This is a genomic window from Mucilaginibacter terrenus (assembly GCF_003432065.1).
In the GTDB taxonomy this organism is placed as follows: Bacteria; Bacteroidota; Bacteroidia; order Sphingobacteriales; family Sphingobacteriaceae; genus Mucilaginibacter; species Mucilaginibacter terrenus.
In genome coordinates, this window is record NZ_QWDE01000003.1 from 417,927 (window position 1) to 435,156 (window position 17,230).

12 protein-coding genes are annotated in these 17,230 nt (G+C 38.8%); 1 reads left to right on the forward strand and 11 read right to left on the reverse strand.

Going from position 1 to position 17,230, the window contains the following annotated elements; translation table 11 throughout:
* Positions 1-62 precede the first annotated feature (62 nt).
* Positions 63-1,898, forward strand: a complete 1,836-nt coding sequence (uvrC, locus tag DYU05_RS17265) for an excinuclease ABC subunit UvrC (protein WP_117384380.1) — start codon at positions 63-65, stop codon at positions 1,896-1,898.
* Between the two features lie 59 nt (positions 1,899-1,957).
* Here uvrC and porN read toward each other — a convergent pair whose 3' ends face one another.
* The 11 genes from porN to DYU05_RS17320 form a co-directional block, all read right to left on the reverse strand.
* Positions 1,958-2,950 (reverse strand): type IX secretion system ring subunit PorN/GldN, encoded by a 993-nt coding sequence (porN, locus tag DYU05_RS17270; RefSeq protein WP_117384381.1) that lies wholly within the window; start codon positions 2,948-2,950, stop codon positions 1,958-1,960.
* 12 nt (positions 2,951-2,962) lie between these two features.
* On the reverse strand, positions 2,963-4,480 hold the full coding sequence (porM, locus tag DYU05_RS17275) for a type IX secretion system motor protein PorM/GldM (RefSeq protein ID WP_117384382.1): 1,518 nt from the start codon (positions 4,478-4,480) through the stop codon (positions 2,963-2,965).
* Between the two features lie 39 nt (positions 4,481-4,519).
* Positions 4,520-5,329, reverse strand: a complete 810-nt coding sequence (gene porL / locus DYU05_RS17280; RefSeq protein ID WP_117384383.1) for a type IX secretion system motor protein PorL/GldL — start codon at positions 5,327-5,329, stop codon at positions 4,520-4,522.
* Positions 5,330-5,372: 43 nt separating this feature from the next.
* Positions 5,373-6,692, reverse strand: coding sequence for a T9SS ring complex lipoprotein PorK/GldK (porK, locus tag DYU05_RS17285; RefSeq protein ID WP_117384384.1), 1,320 nt, complete (start codon positions 6,690-6,692; stop codon positions 5,373-5,375).
* Positions 6,693-6,946: 254 nt separating this feature from the next.
* Complete coding sequence (locus DYU05_RS17290) at positions 6,947-7,705, reverse strand: uroporphyrinogen-III synthase (protein ID WP_117384385.1); 759 nt, start codon at positions 7,703-7,705, stop codon at positions 6,947-6,949.
* Positions 7,706-7,726: 21 nt separating this feature from the next.
* On the reverse strand, positions 7,727-8,599 hold the full coding sequence (locus tag DYU05_RS17295) for a DUF4271 domain-containing protein (RefSeq protein ID WP_165852100.1): 873 nt from the start codon (positions 8,597-8,599) through the stop codon (positions 7,727-7,729).
* Positions 8,600-9,217: 618 nt separating this feature from the next.
* A complete protein-coding gene (locus tag DYU05_RS17300) occupies positions 9,218-11,977 on the reverse strand; it encodes a tetratricopeptide repeat protein (RefSeq protein ID WP_117384387.1) in 2,760 nt (919 codons plus the stop codon).
* A gap of 133 nt (positions 11,978-12,110) precedes the next feature.
* On the reverse strand, positions 12,111-13,139 hold the full coding sequence (locus DYU05_RS17305) for a hypothetical protein (protein ID WP_117384388.1): 1,029 nt from the start codon (positions 13,137-13,139) through the stop codon (positions 12,111-12,113).
* Positions 13,140-13,143: 4 nt separating this feature from the next.
* The gene (locus tag DYU05_RS17310; protein WP_117384389.1) at positions 13,144-13,353 is read right to left on the reverse strand and encodes a KTSC domain-containing protein; all 210 of its coding nucleotides are present in this window, start codon (positions 13,351-13,353) and stop codon (positions 13,144-13,146) included.
* Between the two features lie 6 nt (positions 13,354-13,359).
* On the reverse strand, positions 13,360-15,228 hold the full coding sequence (locus DYU05_RS17315; RefSeq protein ID WP_117384390.1) for an ATP-binding protein: 1,869 nt from the start codon (positions 15,226-15,228) through the stop codon (positions 13,360-13,362).
* Entirely contained in the window at positions 15,218-16,525 is a 1,308-nt protein-coding gene (locus tag DYU05_RS17320) for an SIR2 family protein (protein ID WP_117384391.1), read from the reverse strand. Before DYU05_RS17320 ends, DYU05_RS17315 begins: the two co-directional genes overlap by 11 nt.
* Positions 16,526-17,230: the final 705 nt, after the last annotated feature.

A 17,230-nucleotide genomic window follows, 5' to 3' on the forward strand; every position in this document is an offset into this window, starting at 1 on the left:
AAAGAGTGATAAGTGTGGAGTTGGTTGCGGACGAGTAATTCGCACTTACCCAAAACTAAGTAATGGATAAATTCGACTACAGGGAAGCCCTGAAAAACATACCGCACAAGCCTGGTGTATACCAATATTGGGACAGCACTAATGAGCTAATTTACATTGGCAAGGCTAAAGACCTGCGCAACCGAGTAGGCTCTTACTTTAATAAAGACCAACAGATAAATGCCAAAACAAGGGTATTGGTGTCCAAGATCCGCAAAATAACTTTCACAATAGTCGATACCGAGGTTGATGCATGGCTGCTGGAAAACAGCATGATTAAGAAGCATCAGCCGCGTTATAATGTGATGCTGAAGGATGATAAGACTTACCCCTGGATCATCATAAAAAATGAGAACTACCCGCGTATTTACTGGACAAGGCGCATCATTCGTGATGGATCGAAATACCTGGGCCCGTACGCTTCGGTAAGCATGATGCATACTATTTTAGGGCTGATTAAAGAAACTTACCCGCTTCGTACCTGTAACCTGGCCTTAACTCGCGACAACATCGAAAAAGGCAAGTTTAAGGTATGTTTGGAATACCAGCTTGGTAACTGCAAAGGACCATGCCAGGACTACCAAAGCGAGGATGACTACAACAACAATATAGAGGAAATTAAAGACGTACTCAATGGCAAGATAGGAACTGTAGTGCGCAACCTTAAAGGAGACCTTGAAAAAGCAGTTGGCGAATTAAATTTTGAGCTTGCACACAGGTTGAAAAGGAAAGCCGAGTTGCTGGAGAACTATCAAAGCAAGTCTACCGTTGTTAATTCTTCTATAACCGATGTTGATGTATTCAGCATTGCATCTGAAGAAAAGTACGCCTTCGTAAACTTTTTGAAAGTGATGAATGGTACTATCACGCAAACGCAAACCATCGAGCTGAAAAAAAGGCTTGACGAAAGCGATGAAGAACTGCTTACAATAGCCATAAGTGAATTCCGCAGCAGATACAATAGCCATTCAAAAGAAATAATTGTTCCGTTTGACATCGATTTGGATGATGCAGGTGGCATCAAGTTTACCGTGCCAAAACTAGGAGAAAAGAAGAAACTGCTTGACCTCTCTCAAAAGAACGTGATGTTCTTTAAAAAAGAGAAGATTGATCAATACGAGAAACTTAATCCCGAGGTTCGTACCGAGCGCCTGCTTACCCAGATGATGAATGACCTGCGTATGAACCAGCTTCCCCGGCACATAGAATGTTTTGACAACTCCAACTTTCAGGGTAAATATCCGGTATCAGCCATAGTTGTGTTTAAGGATGGTAAGCCATCAAAAAAAGATTACCGGCACTTTAATGTAAAAACAGTAGAAGGGCCTAACGACTTTGCCACAATGGAAGAGGCAGTATTTCGCAGATACCGCCGCACACTAGATGAGGATACCGGTTTACCTCAGTTAATAATTATCGACGGTGGAAAAGGACAACTATCCGCTGCTATGAAAAGCTTAAAGCTGTTAGGTATTGAAAAACAGGTAACAATTATTGGCATTGCCAAGCGGCTGGAAGAATTGTTCTACCCTGGTGACCAGTATCCTATGTACCTGGATAAACGATCTGAGACACTAAAAGTAATACAACAGCTGCGCGATGAAGCACACCGCTTCGGTATAACTTTCCACCGTAAAAAACGTGATAAGGGAACACTTGCTACTGAGCTTGAACTTATAGAAGGGATAGGTAAAACAACAGCCGATAAGCTTTTAAAACACTTTAAATCGGTAAAGAAGATACGCGAGGCAAGCGAAACAGATTTGCAGGAAGTAGTTAACCTGAAACAAGCTAAAGCCATAGCGCAATATTTCAAGTCCGAAGTAAGCGAGCAAAAAGCCGGCGGGTTGCTTCCTTAAAACAAAAAGCCCTTGCATAATGCAAAGGCTCTGTATTTAAGTTTAAAGTTGGTCTTTTACTAGTATTGCCATAAGTTAAGTTCCCAATCCATCAGGCTCTTTTTGATCCTTTCAGATTCGTATAACTTATCAATACCCTGTGCGTAATCTTTTATACGCTCGTCTTTATCGTTGGACTGTTTAACTATGTAGCTAGTGAAAATACGTTTAGCAAATACATCGTCAAAGCTTAAGCCGGTAGCATCGTTGTTGCGGCTTACGGCTTCCTTCGTAGCTAATACCTGCCGAGCTTCAGGGAAGTATATCCAAAATGCCGGCTGATAATCGGTGTTAACACCCACTGCAGCCGTTTTTACTTTAACCATTGGAGCTATGCCTATAATCCGTGGCTCGAAAATGGAACGCTGGCGATCAAAAACCCAGTCTTCCTTAAGGCGGAACTTAACAACACTATCTGCCTGAAAATCGCCGGCCACCACTTTTGAGCCGGTTTTGTCGCCATTAGCATCAAAGGTATCCACAACGCTACTGTCAGCCATTTTGCTACGTGCCTGGCCCGCAGTAAGCGGCGTTGAAAACGCATCGCCGTTGGGATCATCCTTCGTAGTTACACTCGCATCATATGCAGTTAGTTCTCCTGCGTCGATCGCTGTTAATAAAACATCAATCAATCTTTGCTTGGGAGATGACAAATACTGGTTCATTTTTTCGCGGGTGTCAATCTCTCTCCAAACACGTTTAGCAAAAGCCACATCACTTTCACGAAGGTTAGCGTAGGGAGTAACGCGCGCGCTTAAGATGTTTCCTTTTTTATAATAGCCATCTAACGGGCGATCAAAAGGTTTCGCACCTAGCGCTCCCGCTTTCCTGGTAGTGTCCATTACTGAAGGTTGCAGCGCCGTGCTTCCGGCGCTACCAGCACCTTGTACTTTCGTTTGGCTTGTGCTTGTAACACTGCGCTTAGGTGTGGTTCTGCGCGCTTTTTTCCTTTGCTGTGCAAAGCCTACGGTGGTAAGCAGGCAAAGTGCAATTACTAAAGCTTTTGTCTTCATGTTTGTCAACTTTTAATTGGCCTGTAACGCTATAGCATCCAGCCCACGCTGCGCTCCATCAGGACCTACAGCTATAATATCTTGTATCACAATAGTGGTACCAGGCACAACACTGCTCATTGCTGTACGCATAGGCCCGCTAAGTTCACTTCCTGTGGTTGAATACTGAACAGCGTCCTGGCGCGGCTTTATAACAATAAGGCTAAACCTGGTAACATTGAATTTTGCGTCAAAGTCAAAACCCTCCAACTTTGCAAATACCCTGTCCTGCGCACGCAGGTTCGCGGCACTTGTTTTACCTCCACTTTTACCTGCAAACTGTGGTTTAGGATCAGGTATACGTCTCACACGGAAGTCTGATGCACCTAATACCATTCCTTTATCTCCATATACAGTAACCTTTGCTGTACCTGCACTGCTTACTGTAGCAGTGTAGTGCCCGTTAGAGCCCGAAACAGATCCATTAGAAATGCTCACCTTCATGCTTTCCTTGGGTACACCCGGCGCTGATACCGACAATGGGTTTGGAACGCCAATATATAGCACATTCATCTTGTCAGGAGAAACCACAGCAGAGGGTTTAGCAACCATGTAGCTACCGCTAACCGGGTAACTTTCAAAACCACCAGCAAGCTTTTTAACAGCTAAAGTTCCGGTCCAGGTACGAAGGCCCTCTCCACTGGTGTTCACAGTGTAAGTTCCCACACCGTTTGATGTTGGAACATTAGAACCACCAACTGTAATAGTGGGGTTGGTGTGTGAATCGTAAGCAGTTAAATAAATCTCCGCTTTATAAGGCTGCCCTGCAAGTATGTAGCTGCTTGGTGCAACTGCTACAGCTTTAAACTGATTCAACTTTACTTCCTGTACGTCTATTTTACCCAGTATTTGCTTAACAACATCGTTCTCAGCGTTTTTGGCATCAGCCTGAACTTTCGCGAGGGTTGTAAGCGCCGCGCCCAATGGTATACCTTCACCAAAGTAAGCATTCTGCCAGGTTTTGTTTTCGTAACCCGGACGACGTGGAGGGTCGTTAGCATTTAATGAAAAGTTTACACCTTGCGATTCTTTACCCAGCAATTGTAGTAAGCGGGCTTTGGTAGCGTTAATCTTTTCTCTTAAAACATCTGCTTTTTTTCCGTTGATCATCACTTCAGATGATATATCAAGGCTTTCTCTGGCATTCACGTCATCTATATCCGCGTTAATGCCACCACCTTTACTAATAAGCTCCTTTTTAATCTCTTCTATGTAGCTATTAAGGTCATCAGCAGCTTTGGTAGCTTCCTGTGCCTGGGTCAAAAGCTTACCAGCTTTCTCCGGATCCTCCTTTAGCTTTGTAGATTTAAAAGCGTTGTAAGTTGTGTTTAAACTCGTTGTTACGTTGCTTCTGGAAGCATCTAAGCTTCTGGTTATATTTTTAAATGAATCAAGTAAACTATCCGGTACGTTAAGGGCAATAAGCCCTAAAAGCACCAGGTATAGTATACCTATCATTCGCTGTCTTGGGGTTTCTTTACCTCCGGCCATGCTCTCTTTGTTATACTGTTCTTCTCTTCAACTATACTATTAGCTAACGCGGGGTTGGTTCATGGCGCTTAACATGTTGCCATAGATGCTGTTCAGCGAAGCAAGGTTTTTAGCCAAACGTCCAACTTCGTCTTTAAATAAACGCGAGTCATCTAAAGATTCGTTAAAGTTGTTCATAGTCAAGGATAAGTTTTTATAAAAGCTGTTCATCGCCTTCAGGTGGGCACTTGAATCCTGTAGTTCAAGTTCATAAACTCCGTTTAACTCAGACAGGTTGCGGGCCAGTTTATTAACCTGATCGTGATATGCTTTAGAGTCCACATTAGAGTTTGCCATCTCTGAAAGATTCGCTGAAGCTTTTTCGAAAGCAATGCTCAAGTTATCGTAACTGGCAGTTGCCTGTTTAACTTTGTTGGTGAACGCAGCTGTAGCTTCGCCGGCATCAGTTACACGCGAAATGGCGCTAACTTTATCACCGAAAGTACGAAGACCTTCTCCAAGGCTACTGATCAATTCCGGACCGATCTTGGCGTCAGTAAGCATTTTATCCAAAGCGGCAGTGTTTGAAAAGTTAGTTGCAGGAGCCACAGCCGGACGTGCAGACACCGTTGGCAATTCGCCGTTGTAATCTTCGTTCAACTCAGGATAAGCCCTTGTCCAATCAACTTCTTTCTCTTCCCTCTGAAAACCTAATATAAAAAACAACAATGCTTCTGCTATAAGCCCGATAGATATAAATGTACCACCATAAGGCCAGTGCTGTATTTTAAATAACAAGCCTATGATTACTACCGTTGCCCCCCACGAAACGATGTTACTTATCCCAAATGGTTTCTTCTTCCCAGCCATAAATTTAAATAAAGAATGATGTTATAATTAGTTTTTGTTTTGATTAGCGTTTGTCTCTGATGTCGCGGCCAAGATACTTGGTAACGCAACGGAAACCGATATAAGATTTTGCGGTATCCTGATACTCGTAAGTACGTGTAGAGTTTTGAAGGAAATAACCAATATCTTTCCAGGATCCACCACGAACTACTTTTCTTTTAAGTACTTCCGGATCTGTTGATTTAGCTTCGTAGTTGAATGTTGGTGCAAGGTCATGCACGAATGTGGTTGCAGACTCGTCATAAGCTGATAACGTCCATTCCGCAACATTACCAGACATGTTGTACAAGCCAAAGTCGTTAGGGAAGTAAGATCTAACGTTTACGGTGTAGGCACCTCCATCATCAGTGTAATTGCCACGGCCTGGTTTAAAATTTGCCATCAGGCACCCTTTAGCGTTTTTGATGTATGGACCACCCCATGGATAATCAGTACCGATGCGGCCACCGCGTGAAGCATATTCAAACTCAGCCTCGTTTGGCAGATCAAAAGGCAGGTTGGGATCAAGGCCCTTAGCGTGTTTAGCACCTTCACTAAGGCGGGTACGCCAAACGCTGAAAGCGCGTGCCTGGCGCCAGGTAACGCCGACTACCGGATAGTTGCGATAAGCCGGATGTGAAAAATAGCCTTCAACCATTGGCTCGTTAGCAGCGTACGAAAAATCGCTTAACCAAACCAGCGTGTCCGGATAAACAGGAACGGTATCCCTAAAAATAAAGTCAGAGCGTTTTTTTGTTTTGTCGTTCTTGTAATTAGCAGCATCACGCAGCACCATTAAAGAATAATTGTATTTAAGCAACCGAACATCAATTTCGTTACGGTCAAATACCCTGTCATCACCCTGGTAATATAAGCCCTGGAGTTTTTGTGCGTTAGCAGAAGCATTTTTTCCTCTCGTGCTAAAAATAGGGTTGTTACGGGCATAGGCCCAGTTAATGTATTTTCTGACGCTGGGATCAGGTCGTGCGCCTTTTTTAGGTTGCAAATAATATTTCTGATCATTAAGATAATTGGTTATCGCAATTGAATCGCGGACCCAAAAAACGAATTGCTTATACTTACTATTGGAAATTTCCGTCTCATCCATAAAGAATGGTGGAACAGTTACTTGCTTTGTTTGTGAAATTTGAGCAAAGGTGACATCCTGATCGGTTTGCCCCATTAAAAAAGTACCGCCTTTGATGTAGACCATGTTAAGCGGTGTAGTAGCTTTAAAGTTACGTTGCCTTACACCTACTACCTCACCGTTTCCTGCGCCGCCTGTACTACAACCTGATAATACCGAACCTGCTAAAACTACAATCAGAAAGTATATTTGCTTCATCTTATATCAAAAATCAATTACACGCTATTGAAATAAATGCCATATAACGCCCCCCGAATATATTAAATATCCTGCAATCCAAGGGAATAAATGTTTAACTAAATCTATAAAATACCTTATTACCACGAAATTGGTAATAATTTATGTCTTAACCAAACACCTAAAAAGTTGTTAAAAACACCTGTTAATGTGTAATAACTTAGGCGCTTCTACGCAATATTGCTTTTTTTGTTGCAGCTTTTTTGGCGATTTTATCACTTATTAGCTTGTTTAACATATTGCTCAATGGCCATTGTCATTGACGGGGCGGCAGGGGTAGGCGCCGGAATGTCCAGAATAAGTCCCGCCTGAAGAACAGCCTTGTGTGTAGTAGCACCAAATGCTGCTATGCGGGTATTATTTTGCTTAAAGTCAGGAAAGTTTTGATAAAGAGACTGAATGCTTGACGGGCTAAAAAATGCTATTACATCATAAAAAACCTCTGCAAGGTCGCTTAGGTCACTGCAAACTGTACGGAAGAGAACCGCCGGAGTAAAATTGTAACCATTATCTAACAAGAACTTCTGCGTCTCTTCTGCAGCTACATCAGAGCATGGATATAAGAACTTCTCTCCGGAATGTTTTTTAAGTACTTCCGCTAAATCGGCGGCAGTTTGCTTACCGAAAAATATCTTGCGTTTACGGTACTGTATATATTTCTGAAGATAAAGCGCGATAGTTTCCGAAAGGCAGAAATATTTCATTTCTACAGGCACCTCAAAGCGCATTTCTTCACAAATGCGGAAAAAGTGGTCAGCAGAGTTACGGCTGGTAAATATAACAGCTGTAAAATCAGCCAGGTTGATCTTTTCTTTACGAAAGTCCTTTGCTGGTACGCCTTCCACATGAATGAACGACCTAAAATCGATCTTCAAGTTAAGCTTCTTAGCCAGTTCAGCGTAAGGATTTTTATCGTTCTCAGGTTTTGGGAGGGTAACTAATATACTCTTAACCTTTTTCTTTCTGTCTTCCAATGCTCTGCGTAATAAAACTAACTACCTAAATCCGATGTCAAGTGCCTTAATTAATATTAATATGGGGCAAATTTCGAGGGCACAAAGATAGACAAATAAATAAAATTTATGAAATTGAAAATTGGAAATAATACCCACGCTGCTGCGAAGATATTGCCACACGAAGATAATTACTGATAATAATAAGGTGACACTAAGCAGATAGGGGATAAATTTAGTAGCAATTAAGCTAAAACACAGTGCGACAGGTAAAAAAACAAACGTAATATTAAAATAAGTTAATGATAAAGTCATAATGTAATCACTAACCAGTTTGTTGATATTAAACACAAAGCCCAGAAATTTTAGTATCAAAAACTTGCCTGCAAAAAGCGCCAGAATAACCACAGACAATGTTAAAAAAAGCTGAACGCCGCTAATGGTATAATAAACCTTGTAGTAACCCGTGGTAAGCAGATACAAAAACAACCCAAAAGTGAAGCCGAACAGAAGAAACAGCCCTATAAAAATCCACGTCGTTATTGGGCTGTCTTCTTTACCAGTTTGTGTGGATTTCCGGCTGTAAAACGAAATAAAAATATTGCTAAGATCTTTTGTCGCAAAAATATTAAGCAAAGCGGTGAATAGCAGCAGTACAATAATTACAGCTATAACCCACCTGTCGCGGGCTGGCCTTACGTGCCCATACCCCAAAATGCTTCGCTTAGCAGTAGCGGCATTTTTTGCCAAATCTAAGAAATGGTTACCTGTATAGGTACTCGCTTTAATAATACTATCTGCAAAAAGATTGGTGCGGTTACTGTCTGGCCGTAATACATAAACAAGTCCAAGCGAATCAGACACAGCTTTCTCTTCCAGCTTAATCGCTCGCGCTACCGAATCAAGTAAAGTCATTGGTCTCGGCCTGTATACGTGACGAGGACTATCTACGCCGCCAGATACGCTATCTTGCTGTGCATACGCAGAGCATGCCAGGCTAATAAAACTAATGAAGATAAATAAAAATCTGCGTTTCATTAAGTGCACAAATTTACCTCTTTAATTGTTGCCTGCAAGGTTGTTAACCAATTATAATGACCAGTTGCTGATACTTCAGCAATTGTATTGGTGTATTTGGGTACATGATTTAACCTATCTTTGAAGCCTGAAATTTAATACTACTTACATGGCCGGAATAGAATATTTAATTGACTTACAAATTGTTACAATCAAAAAGTAACAAATAAGTAACAATAGAGAGTGAAATAAATCGTCCAAGAAACAATTAGTTTTCAGGGAGTGCAAGGGCGCGTAGGTTCGAATCAGAGTTTATCGATATGTTGATTATCAGTATTTTAGATTTGTTTCTAAAAGCCCAATTTTCAGATGGGAACAGCATAGGTACATCGCTTTTGCCAATTTAAATTCAGTTTTATTGATTTTACCCCGCATAAGAAGGTCAAGACGTAAGTTTCTTTGGTTGCGATATTGTCTCTAGTAAGCTTTTTAGCGTTATTAGAGAATAATATTCACTTAATTATTAAACTTAGCGGCCCATAAGTCCAATTTAAGTCTCCATTGTTCCTTTAAATGATTGTCTATACTTGTATCAATTGCTGTTTCCAAAGTTCTCAAACAATCTACCGAGTTTTGATAATATTCTACTTCTGATTTGTCATGATAGAATGCCGCCATAAATTTACTTGCCGTACGCTTCTTTATTCCTAAAGCGATAGCTGTATCAATAGCAATATTAGCCTTATCATAGTCTTTTAATCCTTTATAGATTTTACAAAGCGTTTGATTATTAAACTCTCCATCTGAATAATCAAGATCTTTTACAACGTTCAAAGCCTTTAGGTAATCCTCCATGTTTAGCCAAAATTTGCCGACATTTCGTTTTTGAAAATCATTGAGACTAATAGTTTCGATAAATTCAAAGTATTCCAAAAGAGACTTTTTGATTGAATTCATTTTTTCTTCTTTATCTGCTTTGCTGTATCTGTCTTTAAGATGCTTGTAATAAACAGATAATGTGTTTGCGTAATTATATTTTAATTCGTTGTTTGCATCAATATTCGACGGTTCCGGTAAGCTTTCCATAATAAATTCAAATTCTTCTGGAAAACTATAACTAAGTATATCCGAATACTTGTTTATGGTTTGGTAAGGTTGATCAAACTTTGCGTCCAAAGATTGCACAAGTTTAATAACGAAGTTATTTATGTTAGTGTCGATATATTGTTTCCTGAGGTGTTCATATTTGCTTACTGAAAGGATGTCGTAAAATGATAATAGTAACGAAACGGAAATATTTTTCAATATTTCTTCATCTTCAAAAATTAATTTAAGATTGTTCTTCGAAGCATCATAGTCTCTTTTTTGGTCATAAATTCTTGTGATTTGTAAAATGCAGTAATCTGCTTTGGGATTGATTGCGATGACTTGATCGAAATATTGCAAAGCCATCTTAGGATTATTGACTTTAGCATATATTTTACCGATGTGATGTAGCAGATTAATTTTAATTTCACTATCTATTGTTTTTTGTAAGATGTCGGCGAGCTTACTAATTTGCTTTTCAGCAATTTGAACGCGATCCGTATCTGATTTTATTTGAAATAAAACAATTTCAAACATTTCTATAAGCAATAGGACATCTATGTATTCTACATCATTTAATTTAAGTTGCTCTAATTTCTCAATTATAGAAGCTGGGTTTACACGAATATCCGTTGCTTGAATGATTGCATATAAAACCGTTTTTTTGAGTAAATCATTTGTATGGGTAAGTTTTTGATTAAGGAATTCGCGGTGATTAAAAACCATGCTGTAAAAATCCGAGCCCTTTTTTTGGTTTTGTTCCGACAGAAATTTTAACAGGTTATCGTCAAACTCATCTTCATATTTAATTTCATTTACATAACTAATAATCGCATCTAATACAATTTTATGTACATCATAATATATGGCATCTTGAATATTAATGAAAGATGACTTTTGAAAATTCGACAGCACTAATGTTCCAAGTATTGATTTTATAAAATAGCGATTTATTTTCCGGTTATGAGGATTTACATATTTCAAAAACGCGAAAGCCTTGTCGTATTTATCTTTCACAAAACCCACTACTCGTTTTGCAATATTTAAATCTTTGCTCTCCGGGTCATTTAATTGAATTACCGAACCTATTTCCTTTATAATTTCATCCCAAGAAAAACTTCCATTTTCTACGTTGGCTTTAAGGATATTTAAAATTAGTGGATAGCCTTTAATTTCCTTAATTAAAAAATCCAATTGAGATTCGTCTGGTGGATTTAAACTATCTTCTAAAATAGCAGTTGCTGTACCGTCACTTAAATAAAGTAAATTATAAGTATTGTCGGCTGAAATTTGGCTTTGTAAAGATGTTATAATGCATTTGGACTTTTTAGAATTCGCCTTTAAAAAATCGGCAATAATTCTATTTACGTTGTCATTGAAATTATCCAATATTAACAGAATACGATATTTCTCTAATATGTTTGATAAATTGATGAGTTGATCAAATTTTGAAAGACGTACCCCATTAATATTGAAATGAAGATTTTGTTCATAATCGCCCTCTATAAAAATGACTGTGTCAAATTGATCTTTAAGAGTATGCGCTACGCTTATCGTTAACTCTGTTTTTCCAATACCACTCAGTCCATATACTTGGAGGTGGTCTCTATTATTTAAAAGATCTATTATTGCACTTTCCTCGGGCCGAGAATAGTATTTAGATTTAAAATTTGGCAATTTATTAGTATCCGGGAAAATTTTAAATAATTCATAAGAACGAGATAAATACATCCAAATACTTTCAAGTTTGGCCGAGGATATGTTGTCAAGTAGTACGTCCCCAATTTTATCCGAATCATAGATAAATACTGTTTGATTGTATTGCTTACTCTTAATGAGGTCGTTTAAGTCAGAGATTTTACTTGTAGTAGCGAATCGATTAGAAAAAAGGTAAATAACTTTGGATTTTGGATGATTACCAATTGCCCCCTCAGTATCCTTAATGGGTTTTTCAAATTTCTCATAATAATCTACATCTGTTCCGCACTGTCCAACTGTATCATAAAATGTACTACCCATATCAGCTGTACTCTTAACTGGTTTTGCATATAAATTTTGGCCCTCCAGCGTGATAGGTTCATTTAATATTAGCTCCAGTATTGTACGACACACCATTTCAAATTCGGTTCCATTTAACGCATTTAAATCGTCTTTAACGGCAATTTTGAAATTTCTTTGAATAAGATTCATTGTGATAATTAGGGTGGTTTAGATGTTGTATAAATACATGCTTTTTATTAAAATCCCCGAAGAGCATATTATTAGTTGATTTTACTAAGGATAAATTACAGTGCAATTAAAGACACTTCAAAAAGATCATCGTCTATTCTCTTTCATTGATCTCTTTCTCTATAAGACGATATTTATCTTTAACATCTTCGCCGTTGTAATAGTTTAACAAATCTGTTTTGGTGAGCGTTCCGTCATTAAGGAATTTTTTTAAATAGTGTTGATTAAATTCCATTAAAAGCATACTCTTTTCCAATTGCTTTAATATGGATTTATTATTATCAATATTGCTTTCTACTAAACTCTTTATTGTTAAAACTTCATTTAGACCTTTAATAATCCTATTCACCAGTATTGCCAAAAGCTCTTTGTCAAGTTCAACCGGCGTGGCGTTTAATGCAATGTCGCGTGCCAGCATATAAGCAATTACTAAATTGCTATAGTCCCCCTTTTGTGAATTTACGACTGCGACCATACCGATACCAGGGATATAACCAACGTTTTCAAATTGTTTGAGTACGGTTATATCAACCAGAGATACATCAAACACAATTAAACTTATCTTAGCATCCCTGTTGGCTTGCGATTCTATCAATTGGCTCCATGCAGTATCAGTATGTTTTAGGAATACATCTTTGGATTCTATTTCACCAACTTTGATGCTCTTATCGAATTTGCATTCAATAACAATTTTCAGATCGGATTTCCCTTCCAATTCGCAAACAATGTCCCCTGTTTTGTTTTTGGGAAGAATGCCTGGTATATTTCTTACTAATAGGGCTTTATCTTTTAATTTTTTATCTGAAAAATAATCATTCAAAAAGTCTGCTATTTCTTCTTCAGCAAGAGAGCCTTTAACCGAGGATTTGTAAAACAATTCCTTCTTCATATCGAAAATCATCTTTAGACTTTCGAGTTCAGTTCCCAATTCATTTGATGTTTTTGACAGGAATGAAGATAGGCGATCTTCCATTAAAGCCAATACACCAATATACAAGGCTCGAAGTAATTTGGAATCCCTTTCTGTAGCCGGAAGGTTATCAAAGTAATTGAAAACTACCGCGTTTTCAATCTCAAAATCTTTGATTTCAACACGTTTTAACTGTTGATTCAGACTTATCATTTATTTAAACTTTTGAGAATCGATAATTACCTTTAATATTTTGAGCAAGATATTGGCCGTGAGAGGCTGCACTCATTATGCCATCGTATTCGCGTTCCGGCACGTCAAAATATTGATAAACGCCGCCATTTATAAATTCAATCTCTAATGTTTCCGATGTTTTGTCATAACCGATCGAGGCTATGTTTGATGAGGTAACTGATTCTCTATTCATGTTGATTTATTTAATAATTCTTTTAATAAATGGACTTTGTGATCTCCAAGCTTCTAAGAGTTCTTCATAATTAGGGTTTTCCTCCATTTTGATACCCCAACCACCAGGCTGAGTTGAAAATTCTTCATCATGCTCGTCGTAAATTATTGGGTCTTGACTATCTGGCCTTCGGTCTTTCGGTGGGGCTTCAATCAGCGTACGCATAGGTAGTTTGACAGCTTCGCCAAGAATGATAGCCTCGCCTGTTCTTAGTATAGGCAACATACTTGTTAAACCTTCAAGGTTATCCGTTACCGCGCTGGTAATATGCCCCCGGTCTGTTGCATTGGCTAATCTCAATGCGAAGAAAGTACCGCACTGTGAAAGTATGGTTGAATTAACTTCCGATGGCCTTTGACTAACAATCATTGCGCCGATACCGTATTTTCTGCCTTCCTTTACTATTTTTTGCACAATGGTCAATGCACTACCTTCATTGTTAAGGTAATTATGTGCTTCTTCCATTAATAGTAATAGCGGCCTGTTTCTACCCCCTTGTGATAAATTTCTGGCCCAAAAAAGCCCATCATAAATTATTCTTAGCAACACCCCAATGATAGTGTTTAAAATCGTGATGGGTACTCCGGACAAATCCATTATCGTAATCGGCTTATCGCTTCCTATCCATTCTTTAAGCAGGCTATCTAAATCCTTTTCTGTTTTTCCGTCTACGTCAGGTGTCCAGTCCCCTGGTTTAAACAAGAAATCAAACCGGGGTATTCTAAGTTTTGCACCAAGCGATAAGACTTGTTGACCAACATTTAGACTTCCCGGTAAGTAGTTGATCTTTTCAGGGTCACCAGCGTCATTTTTAGGTTTCTTGAAGATTGGTGAAACGGCGGTATCAGCGTTTCCTTTTAATTCAACACCCTCACCGTCTAACTCATAAGCTAAATTATCTATGGGCAACCCATCCCTTTTGTAATAGGTAGCAAAGCATTCCAGGTATAACTGGTGCCAAAGTTTATTAAGGCTAAATGGTATTGGAGAATCAACATTAAGGGTATCAGGATCAACCCCTTTTTTGGGATATAACCTGATGCTTTCTAATTTCGCAAGGGAAATCCTTTCCAACATAATATTTTCGTCTTTCTCGTTATTAAACTTACCTAAACTAATGTTACAAAGTTCTTCAAAGTTTAATGCCCAGAACGGAATAAACAAATCCTTTTCTATACTTCCTTCAGTTTTGTCAGCGTTGACTTTAAATATATTTGCCCGGTCTTTTAGTGCTTGTGCATACTCACCATGAATATCAAATACGATAATCCTTGCTGATGGGTAACGCGTCGGATCTGAAATAGCATTCAATATACTGGCCACAGTTGTTGATTTTCCAGACCCGGTTGTTCCGACAATCGCAGAATGCCTAGTAATTAGTTTGTTAATGTCTATTAGGGCAGGAATGGATTCAGCTCCCGAAATATGCCCAACTTTAACAAAATAAGGCTTGTCGGGCTGGCCGTATATTCTTTTTAGGTCTGATTCTGAAACAAGGTGTACTTCGTCACTTATAGTAGGGTATTGCGATATTCCACGTTGAAAAGATCCATTTCGTTGCCCCTCCCCAATAAGTTGAATTTTTATCCACCTGTTACCATATGGCTGCGAGGCGATTTGGTTATCAGGAACGGCACTTGCTCCGACCTGCGTAACAATGCCAAATAAATCAATATATCCTATGGGTATTTTTACAAAGCTGCCGATTTGACCTATTCTATAGCCTTCACCATCTACATAGGTTAGCCCAGATGGAGCTCCATTGCCCAAGGTGACACTAACTGATGTTCCGTTTACGTCTTGTATGGTGCCTAAATATGTTGATTTAGTTGCCATTTTCTTCGACTTTAAACTGCTCTTTGCCAATTAACTCCTGTAGAAAATCACCCAACAGCGAAAAATCCCCTAAATGAAATTCATATCGTGTTGTTGTGGCCTCTGTTTCTTTTCCCTCTGCATCCTTAACTTTTTCTACAATACATTTAACAGCGTTCGCAATGTTTTCATCTGCATCATATTCTGTTTTTGATGGTCGCCATTTGGCCCTTAAACCACCAATTACCGCTTCATCATAAGTCCATATACTTAGGTTTGATCTATTTTCAGCAAGTTTTAAAGCCTGTTCATACCTAACAAAAGTCTTTTCGGTTTTAACATCGCCCTCCGTTTTTTCCTCCTTGTAAGTTAGTGTCCCGAATAATAAGCCAATTACCATAGCGGTTGGATTTGCCTTCAAGGCATTAAGTATGGTATCATTCAGGTGTTCATCACTAAAAGAATACCCGGACAGGATAAGAACCGCCGAGTTTTGTCGAAGAAATTTATTTAGACGATCAATCAATGCCAAATAGGGCATCTTTCTACTTTGATCATATTTTAAATGAGATGGTTGAATAATACACGGGTCACTTTCTTCTAAACTAGTTGAGCGATAGACATCCTTTTTATTTTTCTGGTACCAATTTATAGAGCCATGTATTTTCCACAATCTTGACCAGTGCCTTGGAATTAAACAATCTTCAACGGCTCTTAAATCGAAGAATGGTTGTTTGGAGCCGACAAAACCATCAAAGTAAGGGACCCCGATATATTCAAAGGCTTCTTCGACCAATAGATCATAATTGGTTGTGAAAACTTCTATAGGGCAATCTCGTTCTATATTATGCACCCACTTAGCAAGTTTATGATATGGGGTTTTGTTATCCGGCAAAGAAACTTTTAATTTTTCTGCAATCTTGCCGCATACGCTTGTTTCGAGATCTGATAGTTCGGAATCGGTGAATCCTCTAACATCTGTAGCTCCAACCGAAATTTGTTTCATTCCACGTATGAAACTTAGAATGTCTTCAATATTGGCATTTGTTTTGCCTGTCTTTTTAATCTCTTCTATTAATAATGTATAGGACGCACCGATACTCCTTAATTTCCCATCTTTGACATCTTTTTCCTCAAGTAGAGTATCAGATACATATCTAGTAAGTCCCGCAACATCTGGTATCAAAGGCCATTTACCTTCAGGCATAGTCACAGCTAAAGGACATCCAGCGGAGATGAAGAACCCTACAGGTTTCTTATCCTGCGAAAGCGTTTGTCTTAAATATTTAGATTGGCGAATAGGATCGTGAAAGCTCATTGAAAGGTTTAATATTTAATAAACTTAGATAATATTTCTAAGAATCCTTAATATAAAAATGAATTGGCAGAAAGCTTAGGTCGCGTTAACAGATAAAGTGGGTGTCATACTCTCTTTACATTGTGCAAGTGCCCCGACTAAATGGCCGTTAATAAAACCAAAGTAACCACAAATGCCTTTATGCAACAGAGGATTCCTCTCACTATTTAGAGATACTTGGATGCCGTATGTTCTTATGAACAACGACGCCTTATTCAACGCTTAAGCAACAAAAGTGCTTAGCCGAATCAAATGTCAAGGGCGGGCCAGCCGCTGGAAGCGGACAAAACGGCCCGCTTGTATACCCTTGACTTTTGATTTCGGCGTGGGCTATCTTCGCGACCGCGGTGAATATGGTCAATTCTATTAGATTCTAGTTAATATTTTTGTTGCCAAAAAAGGGACATAATTATACCTTTGATGTATTATAGATATGTCTTAGAATATTTACAACATCTCATTTTTCTCCATCATATATATACGAGATGTTATAATCTATAATTCTTAAAAGTTTGCCAATTTAGAGGTTGTGGGGGTTGTGGAGATTCTGATGAACGAGACCACCTGATTCCGGGGCAAGCTGACCACCAATTCCGGGGCAAACTGACCAGGGGATTCCGGGACAAACTGACCACCCTCAACGTGTAGCAAATGCTGTAGAAGCAA

Coding starts and splice junctions, on each gene's coding strand:
- porM (WP_117384382.1), bottom strand. CDS start 4,480: ATGGCCGGAGGTAAAGAAACCCCAAGACAGCGAATGATAGGTATACTA.
- DYU05_RS17295 (WP_165852100.1), bottom strand. CDS start 8,599: ATGACTTTACTTGATTCGGTAGCGCGAGCGATTAAGCTGGAAGAGAAA.
- DYU05_RS17310 (WP_117384389.1), bottom strand. CDS start 13,353: ATGAATAGAGAATCAGTTACCTCATCAAACATAGCCTCGATCGGTTAT.
- DYU05_RS17320 (WP_117384391.1), bottom strand. CDS start 16,525: ATGAGCTTTCACGATCCTATTCGCCAATCTAAATATTTAAGACAAACG.
- porN (WP_117384381.1), bottom strand. CDS start 2,950: ATGAAGACAAAAGCTTTAGTAATTGCACTTTGCCTGCTTACCACCGTA.
- porL (WP_117384383.1), bottom strand. CDS start 5,329: ATGGCTGGGAAGAAGAAACCATTTGGGATAAGTAACATCGTTTCGTGG.
- DYU05_RS17315 (WP_117384390.1), bottom strand. CDS start 15,228: ATGGCAACTAAATCAACATATTTAGGCACCATACAAGACGTAAACGGA.
- porK (WP_117384384.1), bottom strand. CDS start 6,692: ATGAAGCAAATATACTTTCTGATTGTAGTTTTAGCAGGTTCGGTATTA.
- DYU05_RS17300 (WP_117384387.1), bottom strand. CDS start 11,977: ATGAATCTTATTCAAAGAAATTTCAAAATTGCCGTTAAAGACGATTTA.
- uvrC (WP_117384380.1), top strand. CDS start 63: ATGGATAAATTCGACTACAGGGAAGCCCTGAAAAACATACCGCACAAG.
- DYU05_RS17305 (WP_117384388.1), bottom strand. CDS start 13,139: ATGATAAGTCTGAATCAACAGTTAAAACGTGTTGAAATCAAAGATTTT.